Raw genomic sequence first — 19,476 nt, forward strand, 5'->3', positions numbered from 1 at the left:
GCAGGTCCCACGCTCCGGGGCGTTTCACCGTTCGTTTTTCTTTTGTCTTGCTGGTCTTAATTCTTCCCGACCGGCTCCTTCGTGTCAAATCCGCCCCACCGGGACTTATTTGACCCGAAACCCGCCGACCGACAGGAATTCCGACCCCCCGTTTCCGGGGCAACCCCTCTAACTTACCCGAACTCCCAGCCCGGCGCAAAACCACCAGACCCGAAAGATCAATTAAGCAGAGGAGAGCACCGGCAACAACCCGCACGCACAACACAACCACCGAAGTGATCGAAGAGGAGTGCGCCGAACCGCGCCGACACCACAAGATTACCAGGGTCCGGCACCGCCATGACCCAACTTGAATCTAACGCCTGGGACCCGGGACCTATTCCGGCCGTCCGACGGCCGGTGCGGGGACCGGTGCGGGGACCCGGGACGCGTTGATACGAACGCCTGGGTCCCCGGACCTATTCCGGCCGTCCGACGCCCGGTGCGGGGACCGCGACGTGCCGGCCCCGGCCCCCGTGTTCCCCTGCGACGGGTTATCCACAGGCCGCAGCGAGGAGGCATGGCCGGGACCACGCCGAACATAGACTTTGGCGGGTGAGCGACAAGCCGCCTGTAGCGAAGAAGGTTCCCCTTGAGCGCACGCATCACGCTGACACCGTGGTCGACGAGTATGCGTGGCTGCTCAAGAAGGACGACCCCGACACCATCGCATACCTGGAGGCGGAGAACGCCTACACCCAGGAGATGACGGGCCACCTGCAGGACCTCCAGGAGAGCATCTTCAAGGAGATCAAGGGCAGGACGCTGGAGACCGACCTGTCGGTCCCCACGCGCAAGGGCGCCTGGTGGTACTACTCCCGCACCGAAGAGGGCAAGCAGTACGGCATCCAGTGCCGCGTGGCCGCCGACGGGGACAGCCCGCCCAAGCTGGAGCCGGGCACGTCGCTCCCCGGCGAACAAGTGATCCTGGATGGCAACGAACTCGCGGGCGACAGCCCCTTCTTCTCCATGGGCACGAGCGCGGTCAGCCCCGACGGCACGAAGCTCGCCTACTCGACCGACTTCTCCGGAGACGAGCGCTTCACCCTCCGGTTCAAGGACCTGGAGACGGGCGAACTGCTCCCGGACGAGATCCCGGGTGTCTTCTACGGCGGCGCCTGGTCGGCCGACGGCTCCACGTTCTTCTATACGACTGTTGACGAGGCGTGGCGTCCGTACCGGATCCACCGGCACACGCTCGGCTCGACCGATGACGTCGTCGTCTACCAGGAGGACGACGAGCGCTTCTGGGTGAGCATCGGCCTGACCCGCAGCCAGCGCTATCTGGTGCTGGCCTCGGGCAGCAAGATCACCAGTGAGGTCCGGGTGCTCGACGCGGCCACGCCGGAAGGCGAGTTCGCGGTGGTCCGGCCCCGGCAGACCGGCGTGGAGTACGCGCTGGAGCATGCGGGCGACCGCTTCCTCGTGCTGCACAACGCCGGCGGCGCCGTGAACTTCGAGCTCGCCACCGCTCCCCTCGACGATCCGGGGAGCTGGACTCCGCTGATCGAGCACAGGGACGACACGCGGCTGCTCGATGTCGACGCGTTCAAGGACTTCGTCAGCGTCCACTTCCGCCGTGACGGCCTCACGGGCGTCCGGATCCTGCCGGGCGACGGCGGCGAGCCGTACGAGATCTCCTTCCCTGAGCCGCTGTACGACGTCGCGCCGACCGGCAACGCGGAGTTCGAGACCAGCCGGCTGCGCCTCAGCTACACGTCCATGGTCACCCCGCCGTCGGTGTACGACTACGACCTGCGCTCCCGCGAGCTGATCCTGCTGAAGCAGAGGGCGGTGCTCGGCGGCTACGACCCGGCCGACTACGAGCAGTTCCGCGAATGGGCCACCGCTCCCGACGGCACCAGGGTGCCGATCTCGATCGTGGTCCGCAAGGACACGAGCCGGCCCGCCCCCACCCTGCTCTACGGCTACGGCAGCTACGAGTCGTCCATCGATCCCTACTTCTCGGTGGCCCGGCTCTCGCTGCTCGACCGCGGGTTCGTGTTCGCGATCGCCCACGTGCGCGGGGGCGGCGAGATGGGCCGCCGGTGGTACGAGGACGGCAAGCTCACCAGGAAGAAGAACACCTTCACCGACTTCGTGGCGTGCGCACGGCATCTGAAGGCCGAGGGATGGTCCGACAGGATCATCGCCAGGGGCGGTTCGGCCGGTGGTCTGCTCGTGGGCGCGGTCGCCAACCTGGCGCCCGAGGAGTTCGCGGGGATCGTCGCCGAGGTCCCGTTCGTGGACGCGCTGAACACGATCCTCGACCCGTCGCTGCCGCTCACGGTGACCGAGTGGGACGAGTGGGGCGACCCGCTGCACGACCCCGAGGTCTACGCCTACATGAAGACCTACTCGCCCTACGAGAACGTCGACGGCAGGACCTACCCGCCGATCCTGGCGACCACCAGCCTGAACGACACACGGGTGCTCTATCACGAGCCGGCCAAGTGGGTCGCCCGGCTCCGCGCCACCGCGCAGGGCGGCCCGTTCCTGTTGAAGACCGAGATGGGCGCCGGCCACGGAGGCCGCAGCGGCCGTTATGACGCCTGGCGTGAGGAGGCGTTCGCGCTCTCCTGGATCCTCGACCGAGTTGGAGTGACCGAGTGAGCTATGTGGCTGCCGAGGGCCGTTATGGGCCCATGCCGTACAACCGGACCGGACGGAGCGGGCTGAGGTTGCCCGCGGTGTCGCTCGGGTTGTGGCACAACTTCGGCGACGACAAGCCGATCGAGACCCAGCGGGCCATCCTCCGCCGGGCCTTCGACCGCGGGGTCACCCACTTCGACCTCGCCAACAACTACGGCCCGCCGTACGGCTCCGCGGAGATCAACTTCGGCCACCTCTACCAGCAGGACTTCGCCCGATACCGCGACGAGCTCGTGATCTCCACCAAGGCGGGCTACGACATGTGGCCCGGCCCGTACGGCAACTGGGGGTCGCGCAAGTATCTGCTCGCGAGCCTCGACCAGTCGCTGAAGCGGATGGGCCTCGACTACGTCGACATCTTCTACAGCCACCGCTTCGATCCGGAGACGCCGCTGGAGGAGACCATGGGGGCGCTGGCCCACGCGGTCCGCTCGGGCAAGGCGCTCTACGCTGGCATCTCGTCCTACTCTCCGGAGCGCACCCGCCAGGCCGCGGCGATCCTGCGCGAGATGGGCACGCCGCTGCTCATCCACCAGCCGTCCTACTCCATGCTCAACCGGTGGATCGAGCACGGGCTGCTCGACGTGCTGGAGGAGGAGGGCGCCGGTTGTATCGCGTTCTCCCCGCTGGCGCAGGGCATGCTGACCGGCCGCTATCTGAACGGCATCCCGAAGGACTCGCGGGCGGCCCAGGGCAAGTCGCTCGATCCGTCCCTGCTGACGGAGGAGAGCCTGCGCCACGTCCGGCGGCTCAACGAGATCGCCGGGCAGCGCGGGCAGTCGCTGGCGCAGATGGCCCTGGCGTGGGCGCTTCGCGACCCGCGGGTGACGTCGGTGCTGATCGGCGCGTCCAGTGTCGAGCAACTCGACGACAGCCTCGACGCGATCAACCGGCTCGACTTCACGCAGGACGAGCTGGACGCGATCGACAAGGACGCGGTCGATTGCGGGATCAATCTCTGGGCCGCCTCCAGCGCGGAATGAGGCTCCGTCCACAAGCCGCGGCGCGATCACGCCGCGGCTTGTGGCTTTCCTGCCGAAGACGGACGGGTCAGAGTGCGTTGTGACGCTGGAGGTAGGCGAAGGAGGCCCAGCCGGGGAGGACGGGGAGCCAGAACGTCATCAGCCGGAACAGCAGCACGGCCGAGGTGGCGACCGTGTAGGGCAGTCCCGCGACCGTGAGGCCGAGCGACAGCGACGCCTCCACCGCCCCGAGGCCACCGGGGGTGGGGGCGGCCGAGCCGATGGCGTTGCCCGCCAGGAACACCACGGCGACGGCCGTGAAGCTGGCCGAGCCGCCGAAGGCCCGTACGCACGCCTCCAGGCAGACCACGAAGCTGAGGGTGAGCAGCACGGTCCCGCCCACCGCCTCGAGGACCTTCTTGGGTGACTGCACCACGTCGAGCAGCCGGGGGATCACCCCCGAGAACATCGCGCGCGCCCGCGAGGTGACCAGCCGCCGCAGCGGCCGTACGGCGAGGATGATCAGGAACAGCACGGCCACGCCCAGCAGCACCATCAGCAGCCCGCGCGACGGGGTGAGGGACGGCGCGGCCTGCGTGCCCGTGAGGTAGCCGAACAGCAGCAGCATCATGATGTGCATGGCCAGGCCGATGAGCTGCGACGCGCCGACGCTCGCGACGGCGGCGCCGGGCGGCAGGCCGCGCTTCTGCAGGTAGCGGGTGTTGATCGCCACGCCGCCGACCGCGGCGGGCGCGACCAGCTTCACGAACGACCCGGCGAGCTGGGCCAGGATGGTGCGGCCGAGCGGCAGCGGCTCGGGGACGAACCCGCGCAGCAGGATCGCCGCCGCGACGTAGCTCAGCGCGGCCGCGGCCAGCGCCACCCCGCTCCACGCCCAGTTGGCGGTGGTCACGACGGAGACCAGGTTGACCTTGCTGAGCTGGGGAAGCAGCAGGTATGCCGCGATCACGCTGAGGATGATCGTCACAAGGGTCTGGGGGCGGAACCGCTCGAGCCGCACCTCCTCGACCTCGACCTGCGGCTTCAGCGCCGTGATCTGCTCCCGGATGGCGGGCAGGAGCTTCCGGTCGCGGCGGGCGGCCGTGCGGGTGTCCCGGCTCAGCGCGACCCGCTGGAGCAGCGGCATCGCCCCGGCCAGGGTGTTCTCCCCCAGCACCTTCGCCGCCGACCCGACGGAGCGCTCGGCTCCCACGCGGGTGCCGAGGTAGGCGAGGAGCTGGGCGATGTCGAGCCGCAGCAGCAGGTCGCCGGCCGCGATCTCGCCGTTGCGCGCGTCCACGAGATAGACGTTGCGCTGGGCGTCGACGTGGATGCTCTCGCCGGTGAGGTGGCGGTGGGCCAGGCGGTGGGCGTGCAGCAGCCGGACCTGCTCCCACATCCGCTCCAGCAGCTCGTCGTCGAAGTCCTCGTCGCGCAGGTCGCTCACCGGCCGGGTGTCCACGTGCTCGTAGGCGAGCAGCGCGGCCTCGGTGCCGACCTCGCTCGTGCCGAGCAGCCGCGGCAGCCGCACCCCGGCGGCCTGCGCGGCGTATGCCATGAGCGCTTCGCGTTCCAGCTCGGCGCGCAGCGAGCGGATGGCCCTGCGCCGGGTCTCGTTGTTGAGCAGGAAACGCCGCCACAGCCGATAGATGACGCCCGCCACCTGCCGGTCCCGGTCGAGCACGGTCACGTCGATCCGCCGGTCGTCGACGAGGCCGACCAGATAGCGGCGGCTGCCCGAGCTGTCGTCCTCCACCCGCCTGGCGCTGATCGGCGCGAAGCCGAGCTTGCGCAGCGCGGCCAGCACGGCGCTGCCGGGCGGCCTGGTGTTCGCGCTGCCGATGCCGTAGAGCGTGCCGAACCCGACGGCGAGGCCGACGACGTACGTCATGATCACGCCGAGGGCGGTGACCTTGGTGGCGGTGAAGAGCGCGAACACGTCGAGGGCCAGCGCGATCCACATCAGCGCCCGCCAGTTCGGGCGCCGCCCCATCCGCACCGCGGTGGCGTACGCGATGGCGGGGGTGAGCACGGTGTTGAGCGGCTCGACGTCCCTGCCGCCGGTGAGGAGCTGCTTGAGATCGGCCGGGCCGGAGTGGATCAGCGACTCGCCGAGCAGGTAGGAGACCAGCAGGGCGAGGATCGCGGCGATCAGCCCCTGGGTGACGCGCATGCCGTCGCGGTGGAAGACCCGCTCGACGGCGAACGCGACCGGCACGATCAGCACGGCGACGCCGCCGAGCAGCCCGGCGGCGGCCGACAGCACCTCGGGAGCCCGGCCGGTGCCCGCCTGTACGTCGGTCTCCAGGCCGTTGAGCGTGCGTTGCAGGGCCAGCGCCATGAGGATGACGGCGGCGAGGGCCAGCAGCGTGAGCAGAAACCGGAGTGCGTCGGAAGGCCGGCGGATCCGCTGCGGCAGCAGAGGCTCGACGACGAGGACAGCTCCTTGGCCAGGAGTGTCCAGCGTTATGTCCTGCTCCTTGATGCCTCTCACCACCAGCGATTCTGTGCGATCTTCGCACTCGGTGTCCACAATTGACGGCATGCGTATATCCCTGGCCTCGGACAGCCTCGACGGAATCGCGTCGGAGCTTGCGGCCGAGGTGGAACGGCGCGGCCATTCAGTCACACTCTATGGAGCACTGGCCCCCGGCGACCGGGCCGATTGGGCATGGTGCTGTTCCGCCGCGGCGCGGGACGTCGCGGAGGGCCGCGCGGACCAGGCCGTGGTCTGTTGCTGGACCGGCACCGGCGCGTCCATAGCGGCAAACAAGGTAGCGGGCGTGCGTGCGGCGCTGTGCACCGACGCCGTCACTGCCGCGGGCGCCCGCACCTGGAACGACGCCAACGTGCTCGCGCTCAGTCTCCGGCTCACCTCCCGGCAGGTTCTGACGGAGATCCTGGACGCCTGGTTCTCCGGGTCGCCGAGCACCGATCCCGAGGACGCCGCGAACATCGCCCATGTGGGGGAAATCCGGTAGAGACCGATTGTGGGCCGCACGCTAACGTCGATGCCATGAGCACGTCGCTACCCGTCCTCGGCGCCTGTCCGCTCGACTGCCCCGACACCTGTTCCTGGGTCGTCACCGTGCGCGACGGCGAGGCCGTCGGGTTGCGCGGCAACCGCGACCACCCCTACACGCGGGGGGCGTTGTGCGTGAAGGTCAACCGCTATCTGGAGCAGGTGCGGTCGGCCGACCGCATCCTGCACCCGTTGAAGAGGGTGGGGCCGAAGGGATCCGGGCAGTTCGAGCGGATCAGCCTCGACCAGGCGCTGTCGGAGATCGCCGCCAAGCTGGCGTCGATCGTCGAGGAGCACGGCGGCGAGGCGATCTGGCCCTACCTGGGCACCGGGACGCTCGGCTATGTCCAGGGCGAGTCGGGCCAGGCCGGGCGGCGGTTCTGGAACGCCCTCGGCGCGTCGCGGCATGACCTCAACATCTGCGCGCGGGCCGGCAACGACGGGCTGCGCTACGTCAACGGGACTCCCGGTGGCATGGACCCGGAGACGTTCGCCTTGTCGCGGCTCATCCTGCTGTGGGGCACCAACACGCTGACGAGCGGACACCACATGTGGAAGTTCGTCCAGGACGCCCGCGCCGCCGGGGCGTACGTCGTGGCGATCGACCCCATCCGCACGCGTACGGCCGACCAGGCGGACGAGCACCTGCCGATCCGGCCGGGCACGGACGCCGCGCTCGCGCTCGGCCTGCTGCACGTCGTGCTGGAGGAGGGCGCCGAGGACCGCGCGTACATCGAGGAGCACACGACCGGCTGGGACGAGTTCGAGGCCGAGATCCGCAGGCATCCCCCGGCGCTGGTGGCGGAGATCACCGGCCTGCCCGAGGAGCGGATCCGCGCCCTCGGCGTGAGGCTCGCGCACACCCGGCCGACCGGCATCCGGGCCACGATGGGCATCCAGCGGCACGAGGGCGGCGGGGCCGCGATGCGGGTGATCGCCTGCATTCCCGGCGTCACCGGCGACTGGCGTTACCCGGGCGGCGGCGTGGCCTACTCCACCTCGGGATACGCCCCCAAGGGCCCCGACCCGCGCGACGACCTGCTCCCCCACCCCGTGCGTACGCTCACGATGACCCGGCTGGCCGACGGGCTGGACGAGTCGGTCAAGTGCCTGTGGGTCTACGCGGCCAACCCGATGGGGTCGACCTCCGACCAGAACCGGATCAGGGCGGCGCTGGAGCGGGAGGACCTGTTCACGGTGGTGATGGAGCAGTTCCCGACCGACACCGTCGACTACGCCGACTACGTGCTGCCCGCGACCATGCAGATCGAGCACCTCGATGTGCACCACGGCTACGGGCACATGTACATGGTGTGGAACGAGCCCGCCGTCGAGCCGCCGGGCGAGTGCCTCTCCACGACCGAGACCTTCCGGCGGCTCGCCCGGCTGATGGGCCTGACCGAGCCGTCCCTCTATGACAGCGACCTCGAACTGGCCGAGCAGACGCTCGCCCAGGTGGGGATCTCGGTGGAGGAGTGCCGCAAGCAGGGGTGGGCGCGGCTGCGGGTGGCCGAGCCGTTCGTGCCGTTCACGGAGGGTTTCCCGACGCCGAGCGGACGACTGGAGTTCGCCTCCGCGAAGGCCGAGGCCGCCGGGCTGCCACGGGTGGCGGGATACGTCCCCTCGTTCACCGCCCGTACGGCTCCCGCCGAGCGGCCGCACCCGCTCGTCATGATCACCCCGGCCGCGCACACGTTCCTCAACACGCAGTTCGCCAACAACCCGGAGCTGCGCAAGCGCTCGAAGGGCCCGCGGGTGATGGTCAACCCGGCCGACGCCGCGGCGCGGGGCCTCGTGGACGGGCAGGCCGCCCGGGTCTTCAACGGCAACGGCGAGTTCCGGGCGTACGTGGAGGTCAGCGACCGGGTGGCGCAGGGGGTGGTGGCGGCGCCGAAGGGCCACTGGCCGAAGCTGGCGGGCGGCGCCAACCCCAACGCGCTGGTGGAGGAGCGGGACGCCGACATGGGCCGGGGCCCGGTCTACCACGACAACTTCGTCGACGTCGCCGCGCTCTCATCCGAGGAGGAGTTTGAACCCCTCGTGTGAGGCGGCGAAGCCGAGCGAGCCGTAGAAGCGGTGGGCCTCGGTGCGGGCCTTGTCGGAGGTGAGCTGCACCAGCGCGCAGCCGCGCTCCCGGGCCCGCTCGATCGCCCACCGCATCATCGCGCGACCGATTCCCCGGTTGCGGTGGGGCACGGCGACCCTGACCGCCTCGACCAGCGCGCGCTCGCCGCCCCGCCGCGACAGCCCGGGGATGTAGGTGAGCTGCATGGTCCCGACCACCTCGCCGTCCGACTCCACGACGATCAGCTCGTTGCGCGGGTCGGTGTCCACCGCCTCGAAGGCGGCGTAGTAGTCGAGCTCCCCGGAAGACGGGCGGGCGGCGGTGATGGGGTCGTCGTTGATCATGGCCACGATGACGGGGACGTCCTCACGCCGGGCCGTACGAAACTGCAGATCCATGCCGGGGAGCCTAACCGGGGGGTGTCAGGGGCGGCTCAGGGACTTCCCCGATGCCGCGGAAACGCCCGAAAAGGCACGCTGTAGTCATGAACGAACTGACCCGCATGGACGAGATGTCCTTGGCCGGCGCGGCCCTGCGCGGCGCGCCCTGGCGAGCCGCGGCGACGTCCGGTGGGGCGGTCGCGGCCACGAGCTTCATCCTGGGCGTCATCCTGCCCGGCCCGGCCGACCTGACATGGGCCCTGTGCGCGGGGATCACCGTGTTCGCCCTCGTCGCGGCGATCGGCGCGATCTCCAAGCCGGACGTCGGCGACCGGGTGACCCGGCAGGCCCGCCTGTGGGCGCTGCGCCACCCCTGGCGCTTCTCGCTCTACCCGGGCCTCGGCGCGGCGGCCCTCATGTACCCGGTGCAGCTGATCGTCGACCGCGAGGGCATCTTCGGCGCGGCCTTCGACGCGCTGTGGGGCGGCGCGCTCGTGCTGCTGATCACCGCCGTCCTCACGTTCTCGATGCGCGGCCGGGCCAAGGGCGCCTGAGCCTCAGGCCTGCCGCTCCGCCGCGCTGCGGCAGACGCAGAACTCGTTGCCCTCGGGGTCGAGCAGCGTGACCCATCCGGCGCCGTCCGGCGTCCGATGGTCCTCGTACGGCTTGGCCCCGAGCGCGAGCAGCCGCTCCACCTCCTGATCCCGGGTGCCGTCTCCGGTGGGCCTCAGGTCGAGGTGCAGGCGGTTCTTGACGGTCTTGCCGTCGGGCACCCGGATGAAAAGCAGGTGCGGAGGGCCGCCCGGACGGTCGAGCACGACCTCGTCGTCCTCCGGCTCGGAGTCGACGAGCGGCCGGCCCAGGGCCTCGCTCCACCACTGGGCCAGCTCGTACGGCCGGGCGCAGTCGATCGTCATCGTCTGGATCTCAATCATGCGCCCAGCCAAGCGCGACACCATCAACAGTGTCAAGCAGGTTACGTGGCCGCGCGCCCGGCCGTCCGCTGAACCGTCCGCCGTGGCCGCAGCTCGCGGACGAGGCTCACCGCCGACACCAGGGCCCAGACGCCCTCAAGCAGCAGGAACCCCCAGTCGTCGCCCGCGTACGCGAGCCACGCGAGCACCGCGGAGCCGACGAGATTGAGCACCAGGTAGATCTTCGAACGGTTGTCGAGAACGTTCATCTGGGAGAGCAGGAACGCGCCGAGGATGAGAACGGCGCCGGCGATCTGCAGAACTTGGTCCATGTCCTTCCGCCCACCGTCTTCGCTGGGCCGGGTACGGCGGGCACCTCGTCCGGGACGACCGCGGATCGCGGTCTTCTCACAACGGGACCATACCTGTTGTGCGTCACCAAACCGTGCGATGTATGGCACAGACCATGGATATCGCCGGTTACTCGCGGGTAGCATTCGTTTAGAGTTACCGACCAGTACGTTACCCCCGGGTTCGGTTCGAGGAGCGCACACAGATGGGTCACTACAAGAGCAACGTCCGCGACCTGGAGTTCAACCTCTTCGAGGTGTTCGGCCGCAGGGAGATCCTCGGCACCGGCCCGTTCGCCGAGGTCGACGAGGACACCGCGCGAAGCGTGCTGGACGAGGTCAACCGGCTGGCCACCGGCCCCCTGGCCGCCTCGTTCGAGGACTCCGACCGCCACCCGCCCGTCTTCGACCCCGCCACCCACAGCGTGACCATGCCGGAGAGCTTCAAGCGCTCCTACCAGGCCTGGGTGGACGCCGAGTGGTGGCGCCTGGAGCTGCAGCCGGAGCTCGGCGGCACGCCCGCCCCGCGCAGCCTGGTGTGGGCCATGGCCGAGATGGTGCTCGGCGCCAACCCCGCCGTGTGGATGTTCGCCTGCGGCCCGGCCTTCGCCCGCCTGCTCTTCGAACTCGGCACCCCCGAGCAGAAGCGGTTCGCCCAGATGGCCGTCGACCGGCACTGGGGCGCCACCATGGTGCTCACCGAGCCCGACGCCGGCTCCGACGTGGGCGCGGGCCGTACGAAGGCGATCCAGCAGCCCGACGGCACCTGGCACATCGAGGGCGTCAAGCGCTTCATCACCAGCGCCGAGCACGACATGACCGAGAACATCTTCCACCTCGTGCTGGCCCGGCCCGAGGGCGCCAAGCCCGGCACCAAGGGGCTGTCGATGTTCCTCGTGCCGAAATATCTGGTGGACCTGGAGACCGGCGAGCTGGGCGAGCGCAACGGCGTCTACGTCACCAACGTCGAGAAGAAGATGGGCCTGAAGGTCTCCACGACCTGCGAGCTCACGCTCGGCGAGAAGCACCCGGCCATCGGCTATCTGGTCGGCGACGTGCACGACGGCATCCGGCAGATGTTCATGGTGATCGAGAACGCCCGGATGATGGTGGGCGCCAAGGCCATCGCCACGCTGTCCACCGGCTATCTCAACGCGCTCGACTTCGCCAGGAACCGCGTGCAGGGCGCCGACCTCACCCGCTCGGGCGACAAGACCGCCCCGCGTGTCACGATCACCCACCACCCCGACGTACGCCGTGAGCTCATGCTGCAGAAGTCGTACGCCGAGGCCATGCGGGCGCTGGTCCTCTACACGGCGACGATCCAGGACCAGATCCAGATCGCGGAGTTCGAGGGCCGCCGCGACGAGGCCGCCGAGGCGCTCAACGACCTGCTGCTCCCGCTGGTCAAGGGCGTCGGCTCCGAGCGGTCGTACGAGCTGCTGGCCCGCTCGCTGCAGACGCTCGGCGGCTCGGGCTTCCTGCAGGACTACCCGATCGAGCAGTACATCCGCGACTCGAAGATCGACTCGCTGTACGAGGGCACGACCGCGATCCAGGGCCAGGACCTGTTCTTCCGCAAGGTCCTGAAGAACCAGGGCGCGGCGCTGGGGTCGCTGCTCGGCGAGATCAAGGCGTTCGCCGCCTCGCAGGCGGGCAACGGACGGCTGAAGGTCGAGCGCGGCCTGCTCGACGAGGCGGCCGACGAGGTGAAGGCGATGGCCGACACGATGGCCGGCTGGGCGATCGCCTCCCTGGAGACGCCGCAGGAGGTCTACAAGGTCGGACTCAACACCACCCGGTTCCTCATGTCGCTGGGCGACCTGGTGCTGGGCTGGCTGCTGCTGCGCCAGGCCGAGGTCGCGCTGAACGCCCTGTCCGCCTCGGAGGAGGACAAGGCGTTCTACACGGGCAAGGTCGCGGCGGCCTCGTTCTTCGCGCAGACCGTGCTCCCGCGCCTGGCCGCCGAGCGTCGCGTGCTCGCCGCCACCGGCCAGGACCTCATGGAACTGCCGGAAGAGTCCTTCTGATCCGCCGGTGCGGCCGCCGCCTGTGTGCCGGGGCCGGCGGCCGCACCGCGTTCGGGGCCGCGACTCACGTGGACGCCTGTGTCAGGCAGAAGCGGGGAGCGGCCGGGCGGCACTGTCCTCGTCGGTGTTGACGGTCTGGAGCAGTTCCTCGCGCTCGGGGGTGTTCTCCGGGCGGATGAAGCCGATGATCGTGAAGAGCACCAGCGAGGTGGCCACCGGCGCCGCCGTCGCCACGGCGGTCGAGACGCCGCTCATGCCATAGTTCGTGAGCCAGAAGACGAACAGGCCCGCCGCCCACGAGACGAGCGCGGCCGTCGGGCCCGACCTGCGGAACAACGGCAGCATGCCGAGCAGCAGCGGGATCGAGATCGGGCCCATGAGCCCGGCCACCCACTTGATGACGACCGTGATGATGTCCTTCAGCACCGGGCTGTTCACCTGGGTGGCCACCGCCATCGACAGCGCGATGAAGGCCACCGTGGTGACCCGGGCCGCCACCAGTGCGGCCCTGGTGTTCCAGGCCCGCGCCGCACGGGACAGCACCGGGATCACGTCGCGGGTGAAGACCGACGCGATCGCGTTGGCGTCGGAGGAGGCCATCGCCATCGTGTGCGAGAAGAAGCCCGCGATCACCAGGCCGAGCAGGCCGTGCGGGATGAGCTGGGTGGTCAGCAGCGCGTACGAGTCGCTCGCGTCGGGCTTGGCCGCCTGGACCAGCAGCGGCGCGGCCCACATCGGGAAGAACAGCAGCAGCGGCCAGATCGCCCACAACACGGCCGACAGCCGGGCGCCGCGCGCCGCCTCCGCCGCGCTCGGCGCGGCCATGTAGCGCTGGGCCTGGTTCCACATGCCGCCGTTGTATTCGAACGTCTTGATGAACAGGAACGCGAGCAGGAACGTCACGGTGAAGGGCCCGTTGAGCGGCTGGGCGTGCCCCTCCGGCAGGCGATCCCACATCCCGCCGATGGCGCCGATGCCGCCGAGCTTGGCGAGGACGGCAATCAGCATGACGACGCCGGCGAGGAGCTGGATGACGAACTGCCCGAAGTCGGTGAGCGCGTCGGCCCACAGGCCGCCGACCGTGCAGTAGATCGCGGTGACGACGCCGGTGATCAGGATGCCCTGGTTGAGCGACAGGCCGGTGAACGTCGACAGCAGCGTGGCGATCGCGGCCCACTTCGCACCGACGTCCACGATCTTCAGCAGGCCGCCCGACCAGGCGAGCGCCTGCTGGGTCGGCACGTTGTAGCGCTTGGCGAGGAACTCCAGCGGCGAGCTGACCCTGAGCTTCGACCGGATCCGGTTCAGCCGCGGGGCGAACAGCACCGAGCCGATCGCGATGCCGATCGCGATGGGGAAGGCCCAGGTGACATACGAGGTGGCGCCGTAGAGGTAAGCGATTCCGGCATACCCGGTGAACATGACCGCGCTGTAGCCGGACATGTGGTGCGAGATGCCGGCCAGCCACCAGGGCATCTTGCCCCCGGCGGTGAAGAAGTCACTGATGTTGCCGATACGCCGGTGGGAGTAGACGCCGATCGCGACCATGACGATGAAATAGGCGCCCAGAACGTACCAGTCCAAAGGGTTCACGCGCGTCGTACCTCCGGGTGAACGGCGGCACCCGGACCGACAACCGCCTGGCCTCGTTACGATGCGCCCGCCTCCCGCCCGCCGTCAATGGCGGGTTCGCAGGTCACGGGCGTACGGGAGAACGGATCGCCATCGTGACGCAGGTCACAGGATGTTCACAATTCTGAACCAGCTTCGCGTATCTGAATCGTTATCTGGAACGGCCTTGATCTCGCACAGGCTGGCGGGTGAAAGTGTGCGGCGAAATGAGATTCCAGCAAGCGGCACAGAACGGACCCGTCACCGCCTGGCACCGGTGATCGTCCGGCAGGGCACGTGCATGAGCGTGCCCGGGCGCATGAGCAGGCCCGGGCGCGCGAAAGAGCAGGTCAGGCGGCCACGACCACGGCGGAGCGGCGTTCGAGGGCGGCCGAGAGGACGGCGAGCACGAGCGCGGAGGCGGTGAGGAGGGCGCCAACCCAGTTGGGCGCGGTGTAGCCCAGGCCCGCCGCGATGACGAGGCCGCCGAGCCAGGCGCTCAGGGCGTTGCCGAGGTTGAAGGCGCCGATGTTGACCGCCGAGGCCAGCGTGGGCGCGCCGTGGGCCAGATCGAGCACGCGCTTCTGCAGCGGCGGCACGGTGGCGAAGCCGAGCGCTCCGACGAGGGCGACGGTCACCGCGGCGAGGATCTTGCTGTGCGCGGTCAGCGTGAAGGCGGCGAGGACGATCGCGAGGCCCCCCAGCGAGACGTACAGCATGGGCATCAGGGCCCGGTCGGCGAACCGTCCCCCGACGAGATTGCCCGCGACCATGCCGAGACCGAACAGCACCAGCAGCCAGGTCACCGCCCCTTCGGGGTAACCCGTGACCCGGATCATCATCGGCGCGATGTAGGTGATGGCCGCGAAGACGCCGCCGAACCCGAGCACGGTCATGCCCATCGCGAGCAGCACCTGGACGTCGCGGAGCGCGGCCACCTCGTGACGCAGGCGCACGCCCTCGGGCCGCGGCATCTCGGGCACGAGCGCGGCGACACCGAGCAGGCCGACGACGCCGAGCCCGGCGACGATGGCGAAGGTCGTCCGCCAGCCGGCGACCTGGCCGACCAGGGTGCCCAGGGGTACGCCGACAACGTTGGCCACGGTCAGGCCGGTGAACATCAAAGCGATCGCGCCGGCCTTCCGGTGCGGGGCGACCAGCTCCGCCGCGACGACGGAGCCGATGCCGAAGAACGCGCCGTGCGCGAGCGAGGCGATCACGCGGCCGGCCAGCATCACCCCGAAGCCCGGCGCGAGGGCCGAGAGCAGGTTTCCGGCGATGAACAACGCCATGAGCAGCATCAGCATGCGTTTGCGGGACATCGTGGTGCCCAGCACGGTCATCAGCGGAGCGCCGGCGACGACACCCAGGGCGTACCCCGTGACGAGCAGGCCGGCGGTCGGGATCGAGACCGCGAGCTCGGACGCCACCTGCGGAAGCAATCCCGTGATCACGAACTCGGTGGTCCCGATCCCGAAGGCCCCGATGGCGAGGGCCAGGAGTGCGAGAGGCATGAAGTCCCCCAACGATTGCGTGAGCAAGTAACAGGCGCAGACAATAGTTGCAAGCGCTGGATAATTGCAAGCGCGGGCTATTGCGGGAGTGGAGTATCCTCGACTGAGTCACATGCGAACGGAGGAGAGCCGATGACGGCCACGGATCCCGCCCTCACCGCTCTCGCGCAGGGCTGGCGCGCCCTCTCCCTGTTGCACGAGAAGATCGAGGCGCACATCGAGCGCGCCCTGCAGAGCAAGCACGGCCTGAGCGTGCGGGAGTACTCCCTGCTTGAGACGCTCAGCCGGCAGCACGACGGCCCCGGCGGCCACCTGCAGATGAAGCAGGTCGCCGACGCCGTGGTGCTCAGCCAGAGCGCGACGACGCGCCTGGTGACCCGGCTCGAAGAGCGGGGACTGCTCACCCGCTATCTGTGCCCCACCGACCGCCGTGGGATCTACACCGACGTCAGCCCCGCGGGCCTGGCGCTGCTCGCCGAGGCCCGGCCCACGAACGACGCCGCCCTGCGGGAAGCCCTCGACCAGGCGGCCCGGGACCCCCAGCTCGCCCCTCTGGTCGAAGCGGTCGAATCACTGCACGCGCGGGCGTGACCCCGGCCGCCCGCCGAGGGCGGACCGGAGACGCGCCCGCACGACACTGGAGACCTCTAGAGCACGTACTGCACGGCCGCACGGTCGGCGAGGATCGGCGCGATGCACTCGTCGATCACCGCCAGGTGGGCCGGGTGGTCGCGATAGACGATGTAGTCCTCGGCGGAGTCGAAGTCGGCGACCACGCCGAACGAGAAGTTGCCCTGGTTGACGCCCGCGTCGTGGCCGATCTGGTAGGAGCGCAACTCGGGGATGGCATCCGGCAGCGTGCTCAGCCGCCTGGCCACCTCGGCCCACTGCTCCTCGGTGGCGTCCTCGGTCCACTTCAGCAGCACGACGTGGCGGAACATGCACTCCCCCTGGGATGAGACGCACGCGGCCGGGCGGCCACGCTTTTCACGGCGCTCATCCTCTCATCACCGGCGGCGCGGGTAGCAGGCGCGGTGGGTGCCGGGGGCCGGCCGGGCGCGCTCGCGCCCGGCCGGCTACTCGGCGGGAGTCGGTGTCACTCGACGGGCGGGTGGGCCGGATGAGGAGTGCTCCCGCTCTGCCACTGCTCGATGACCTGCCGGAACGCCTCGCTCACGAGGGACAGGAGCTCGGCGGAGGACTCGAAGCGGGCACCCGCCGGGGTCGCGGCCCCGAGGACCTCGGCTCCGCGCTGCGACGCCGCCACCAGGGCGTCGTTCATCTGCAGGGACGCGAGCATGGACCGGAGCCAGATCTCGTCGTCGATGACGTAGCGTTCGCGCCGCGCGCCGGGGACCCGCTCCCGCTTGAGCATTCCCTGCTGTTCGAGGAAGGCGACGGCGTGCGAGATCGAGGCGGGGCTGACGTGGAGCCGCTGGACCAGGTCGGCGGCGGTGAGAGCGCCGGAATCCGTGACGTACAGGCAGGCCAGCACCCTGGCCTCCATCCGGGGCAATCCCTGCTGGACGAGGAGGGCGACGAAGGACTCGGTGAAGTCCTGCACCGCCCGGGGGTCACGCCCATGGCCGCCGTCGGGGATCGGCGGCGCCGGAGGCCGGGCCTGCTTGTGCCGGCGCGCACGCTGCCGGGTGGCATCCTCTGCCCGGTCGGCCCGGTAATCGCCGGGTCCGCCGTTGCGGGTGACCTCCCGCATGATCGTCGAGGCGGGCCGCCCCAGACGCCGGCCGATCTCCGCGTATCCGAGGCCCTCGGCCAGCCCTGCGGCGATCTGCCGGCGGTCTTCGTTCGTGAGTCTGCCTCCGGGCATCGGTGCTCGTCCCCTGTCTCCCGACACGCGTGGAGCTCGGCGCTCGCACGCTGCACAGTATGCATTCACTCGGACCCCATTGCAATGCACGCCCGACCGCCCATTGCGTTCAGTGTCAATCTCATTGCAACAACCCTCCCTGTCTCCGTTGCTTACATGGCACTTGTGCTCGCTTTGCTTGTTGACCGTTTTATGAATGCAATGTAGTGTCGCAGTCGTTCAGAGATTCCCGAACACATTGCGGGCGCCGGTGGCGCCGCGGCGGGAGTCCGATAAAGCAGATCGACCATGTGTGTGAGGAGATTCATGATGGAAACCAGCGGCAGCGGCTTCTCCGCGACCGGGCTGCGCAGGATGCGCGAGGTGCTGACGCGTTATGTCGACTCGGGGCGGATTCCCGGGCTTGTCGCCCTGGTCAGCCGGGGCGGGCAGACGCACGTGGAGGCGATCGGGACGATGCGTCATGACGGCGGCGCTCCGATGGGCCGGGACACGATCTTCCGGATGGCCTCGACGTCCAAGCCGGTCTCGGTCGCGGCGGCGATGGTCCTGCTGGACGAGTGCAGGCTGCGGCTGGACGACCGAGTCGACCCGTGGCTGCCGGAGCTGGCCGACCGTCAGGTGCTGAGACGAGTGGACGGCCCGCTGGACGACACGGTGCCGGCGCGGCGGCCGATCACCGTGCGCGACGTGCTGGCCTCCACGTTCGGGCTCGGCATGGATATGACGTCGCTGGGCACCCCGATCATGAACGCGGTCTTCGAGCAGGGGCTCACGCCCAACCTGCCGGTGCCGATGCCCGAGCAGGACGAGTGGATGCGCCGCCTCGGCGCGCTCCCGCTGATGTATCAGCCGGGGGAGCGCTGGCAGTACCACATCGGCAGCGACCTGCTCGGCGTGCTGGTGTCCCGGGTCACGGGGCAGCCGTTCGAGGAGTTCCTGCGCGAGCGCGTCTTCGAACCGCTGGGGATGACCGACACCGGTTTCCACGTGCCCGCCGGCAAGATCGACCGGCTGCCGGCCCTCTACGCCCCCGACCCCCAGACCGGCGAGTTCCTCGTGTGGGACGAGGCCAAGGGAGGACGGTGGAGCGAGCCTCCGGCGTTCCAGGGCGGCGGTGGCGGGCTGGTCTCCACCGTCGACGACTACCACGCCTACTTCCGGATGCTGCTCAATGGCGGGACCCACAAGGGCAGGCGCATCCTGTCCCGGCCGGCCGTCGAACTGATGACCACCAACCGCCTCACGCCCGAGCAGAACGCCGCCCGCAACGCGATGGCCGTCGACAACGTGCACATCTCGCACGGCCAGGGACAGCACGGCGGCTGGGGCTTCGGGATGGCGGTGCGCACCTACCGCGGCGACTACGCCTCCGTCGGCCAGTTCGGCTGGGACGGCGGAAGCGGCACCGCGGCGTACGCCGACCCGTCCGAGCAGCTCGTCGGACTCCTGCTCACCCAGGTCGGCGCGTCCACCCCGGACTCGATGCAGCTCATCCACGACTTCTGGACCACGCTCTACCAGGCGATCGACTGACCCGAGCCCGCGTCCCGGCCTTCCCTCCGTCGGCCCCCTTGGGCCCGGCGGAACCCCTCTCCCCATTCGTGCACCGAGATGTAAAGGACCCCACGACATGTCCGTCACCCTCACCGACCAGGACAAGATCACCCTGCGGACCGCCGCGTACGGCGCCGTCTCGCTGCTGGCCGCCGCCGGCGTCACCGGCTCGCCCCACAAGGTCGCCACCGAGGGCTCCATCGCCCTGGCCTCCGCTACCGGCCTCGTCGGGCACGTGCTCGCCGAGAAGTCGACGGGCATGGACTTGAGCGGCAGGTCTGTGGCCGAGCTCGCCGACCGCGTGCTGCCGGCCCTGGCGGCATCGGTGAACCTGCTCAGGCGGCAGGCACCGGCCGAGGCCGACAACTTCCGCAGCACCGTCCTCGTCGCGGTCGAAGCGGCCGCCCGGGCGCAGAAGGGCGAGCCCGGCCCCATCATGGCCGACATGACCCGCAAGATCACCGAAGCGCTCGACGCCGCCTGACGGCAGGCCCCGGGTCCCGTCCGGACCCCGGGACGCGGCGACGACCAGCCCGGCCGGACCGCGAAGGC

Annotated in this window: 17 protein-coding genes and 1 riboswitch; of the genes, 9 read left to right on the plus strand and 8 right to left on the minus strand. The window is 69.9% G+C overall.

Annotation, left to right across the window (positions count from 1 at the left end; translation table 11 throughout):
* Window positions 1-594 precede the first annotated feature (594 nt).
* Window positions 595-2,652 carry a S9 family peptidase gene (locus tag FLX08_RS25030; protein WP_142621944.1) on the plus strand — a complete coding sequence of 686 codons (2,058 nt, stop codon included), beginning with the start codon at window positions 595-597 and terminating at the stop codon, window positions 2,650-2,652.
* Window positions 2,649-3,674 carry an L-glyceraldehyde 3-phosphate reductase gene (gene mgrA, locus FLX08_RS25035; RefSeq protein WP_142621947.1) on the plus strand — a complete coding sequence of 342 codons (1,026 nt, stop codon included), beginning with the start codon at window positions 2,649-2,651 and terminating at the stop codon, window positions 3,672-3,674. The genes FLX08_RS25030 and mgrA overlap by 4 nt, the downstream gene beginning before the upstream one ends.
* A 67-nt stretch (window positions 3,675-3,741) precedes the next feature.
* Here the strand turns inward: mgrA and FLX08_RS25040 are convergent, their stop codons facing one another.
* Window positions 3,742-6,147 carry a lysylphosphatidylglycerol synthase transmembrane domain-containing protein gene (locus FLX08_RS25040; protein ID WP_244312873.1) on the minus strand — a complete coding sequence of 802 codons (2,406 nt, stop codon included), beginning with the start codon at window positions 6,145-6,147 and terminating at the stop codon, window positions 3,742-3,744.
* 49 nt (window positions 6,148-6,196) lie between these two features.
* Here FLX08_RS25040 and FLX08_RS25045 point away from each other — a divergent pair, with 49 nt between their 5' ends.
* Both FLX08_RS25045 and FLX08_RS25050 read left to right on the plus strand, forming a co-directional pair.
* Entirely contained in the window at window positions 6,197-6,634 is a 438-nt protein-coding gene (locus tag FLX08_RS25045) for an RpiB/LacA/LacB family sugar-phosphate isomerase (RefSeq protein WP_142621951.1), read from the plus strand.
* Window positions 6,635-6,669: 35 nt separating this feature from the next.
* On the plus strand, window positions 6,670-8,721 hold the full coding sequence (locus tag FLX08_RS25050) for a molybdopterin-containing oxidoreductase family protein (protein ID WP_142621953.1): 2,052 nt from the start codon (window positions 6,670-6,672) through the stop codon (window positions 8,719-8,721).
* Here the strand turns inward: FLX08_RS25050 and FLX08_RS25055 are convergent.
* Window positions 8,689-9,138 carry a GNAT family N-acetyltransferase gene (locus FLX08_RS25055; protein ID WP_142621955.1) on the minus strand — a complete coding sequence of 150 codons (450 nt, stop codon included), beginning with the start codon at window positions 9,136-9,138 and terminating at the stop codon, window positions 8,689-8,691. The genes FLX08_RS25050 and FLX08_RS25055 overlap by 33 nt on opposite strands.
* An 86-nt stretch (window positions 9,139-9,224) precedes the next feature.
* Here FLX08_RS25055 and FLX08_RS25060 point away from each other — a divergent pair, with 86 nt between their 5' ends.
* Window positions 9,225-9,674, plus strand: a complete 450-nt coding sequence (locus FLX08_RS25060) for a hypothetical protein (RefSeq protein ID WP_142621957.1) — start codon at window positions 9,225-9,227, stop codon at window positions 9,672-9,674.
* A 3-nt stretch (window positions 9,675-9,677) separates the two neighbouring features.
* Here the strand turns inward: FLX08_RS25060 and FLX08_RS25065 are convergent, their stop codons facing one another.
* On the minus strand, window positions 9,678-10,055 hold the full coding sequence (locus FLX08_RS25065) for a VOC family protein (protein ID WP_142621959.1): 378 nt from the start codon (window positions 10,053-10,055) through the stop codon (window positions 9,678-9,680).
* A 41-nt stretch (window positions 10,056-10,096) separates the two neighbouring features.
* The gene (locus FLX08_RS25070) at window positions 10,097-10,366 is read right to left on the minus strand and encodes a CBU_0592 family membrane protein (RefSeq protein ID WP_142621961.1); all 270 of its coding nucleotides are present in this window, start codon (window positions 10,364-10,366) and stop codon (window positions 10,097-10,099) included.
* Between the two features lie 5 nt (window positions 10,367-10,371).
* Window positions 10,372-10,443, minus strand: a riboswitch (guanidine-III (ykkC-III) riboswitch).
* A 147-nt stretch (window positions 10,444-10,590) separates the two neighbouring features.
* Between FLX08_RS25070 and FLX08_RS25075 the strand changes: the two genes are divergently transcribed.
* On the plus strand, window positions 10,591-12,414 hold the full coding sequence (locus tag FLX08_RS25075) for an acyl-CoA dehydrogenase (protein ID WP_142621963.1): 1,824 nt from the start codon (window positions 10,591-10,593) through the stop codon (window positions 12,412-12,414).
* Between the two features lie 81 nt (window positions 12,415-12,495).
* Here FLX08_RS25075 and FLX08_RS25080 read toward each other — a convergent pair whose 3' ends face one another.
* Together FLX08_RS25080 and FLX08_RS25085 are read right to left on the minus strand one after the other, a co-directional pair.
* A complete protein-coding gene (locus FLX08_RS25080; protein WP_142621965.1) occupies window positions 12,496-14,007 on the minus strand; it encodes a sodium:solute symporter family protein in 1,512 nt (503 codons plus the stop codon).
* Window positions 14,008-14,375: 368 nt separating this feature from the next.
* The gene (locus tag FLX08_RS25085; RefSeq protein WP_142621967.1) at window positions 14,376-15,539 is read right to left on the minus strand and encodes an MFS transporter; all 1,164 of its coding nucleotides are present in this window, start codon (window positions 15,537-15,539) and stop codon (window positions 14,376-14,378) included.
* Between the two features lie 132 nt (window positions 15,540-15,671).
* On the opposite strand from FLX08_RS25085, the gene FLX08_RS25090 reads away from it, so the two are divergent.
* Window positions 15,672-16,130, plus strand: a complete 459-nt coding sequence (locus FLX08_RS25090) for a MarR family winged helix-turn-helix transcriptional regulator (RefSeq protein WP_142621969.1) — start codon at window positions 15,672-15,674, stop codon at window positions 16,128-16,130.
* Between the two features lie 56 nt (window positions 16,131-16,186).
* Here FLX08_RS25090 and FLX08_RS25095 read toward each other — a convergent pair whose 3' ends face one another.
* Both FLX08_RS25095 and FLX08_RS25100 read right to left on the minus strand, forming a co-directional pair.
* Window positions 16,187-16,480 (minus strand): Dabb family protein, encoded by a 294-nt coding sequence (locus FLX08_RS25095; RefSeq protein ID WP_142621971.1) that lies wholly within the window; start codon window positions 16,478-16,480, stop codon window positions 16,187-16,189.
* A gap of 155 nt (window positions 16,481-16,635) precedes the next feature.
* Window positions 16,636-17,367, minus strand: coding sequence for a GbsR/MarR family transcriptional regulator (locus tag FLX08_RS25100; protein ID WP_142621973.1), 732 nt, complete (start codon window positions 17,365-17,367; stop codon window positions 16,636-16,638).
* Window positions 17,368-17,676: 309 nt separating this feature from the next.
* Between FLX08_RS25100 and FLX08_RS25105 the strand changes: the two genes are divergently transcribed.
* Both FLX08_RS25105 and FLX08_RS25110 read left to right on the plus strand, forming a co-directional pair.
* On the plus strand, window positions 17,677-18,903 hold the full coding sequence (locus FLX08_RS25105) for a serine hydrolase domain-containing protein (RefSeq protein WP_142622099.1): 1,227 nt from the start codon (window positions 17,677-17,679) through the stop codon (window positions 18,901-18,903).
* Between the two features lie 97 nt (window positions 18,904-19,000).
* Window positions 19,001-19,408, plus strand: a complete 408-nt coding sequence (locus FLX08_RS25110) for a hypothetical protein (RefSeq protein WP_142621975.1) — start codon at window positions 19,001-19,003, stop codon at window positions 19,406-19,408.
* Window positions 19,409-19,476 lie beyond the last annotated feature (68 nt).

This window comes from Microbispora hainanensis, assembly GCF_006874475.1.
GTDB classification, from domain to species: Bacteria; Actinomycetota; Actinomycetes; order Streptosporangiales; family Streptosporangiaceae; genus Microbispora; species Microbispora hainanensis.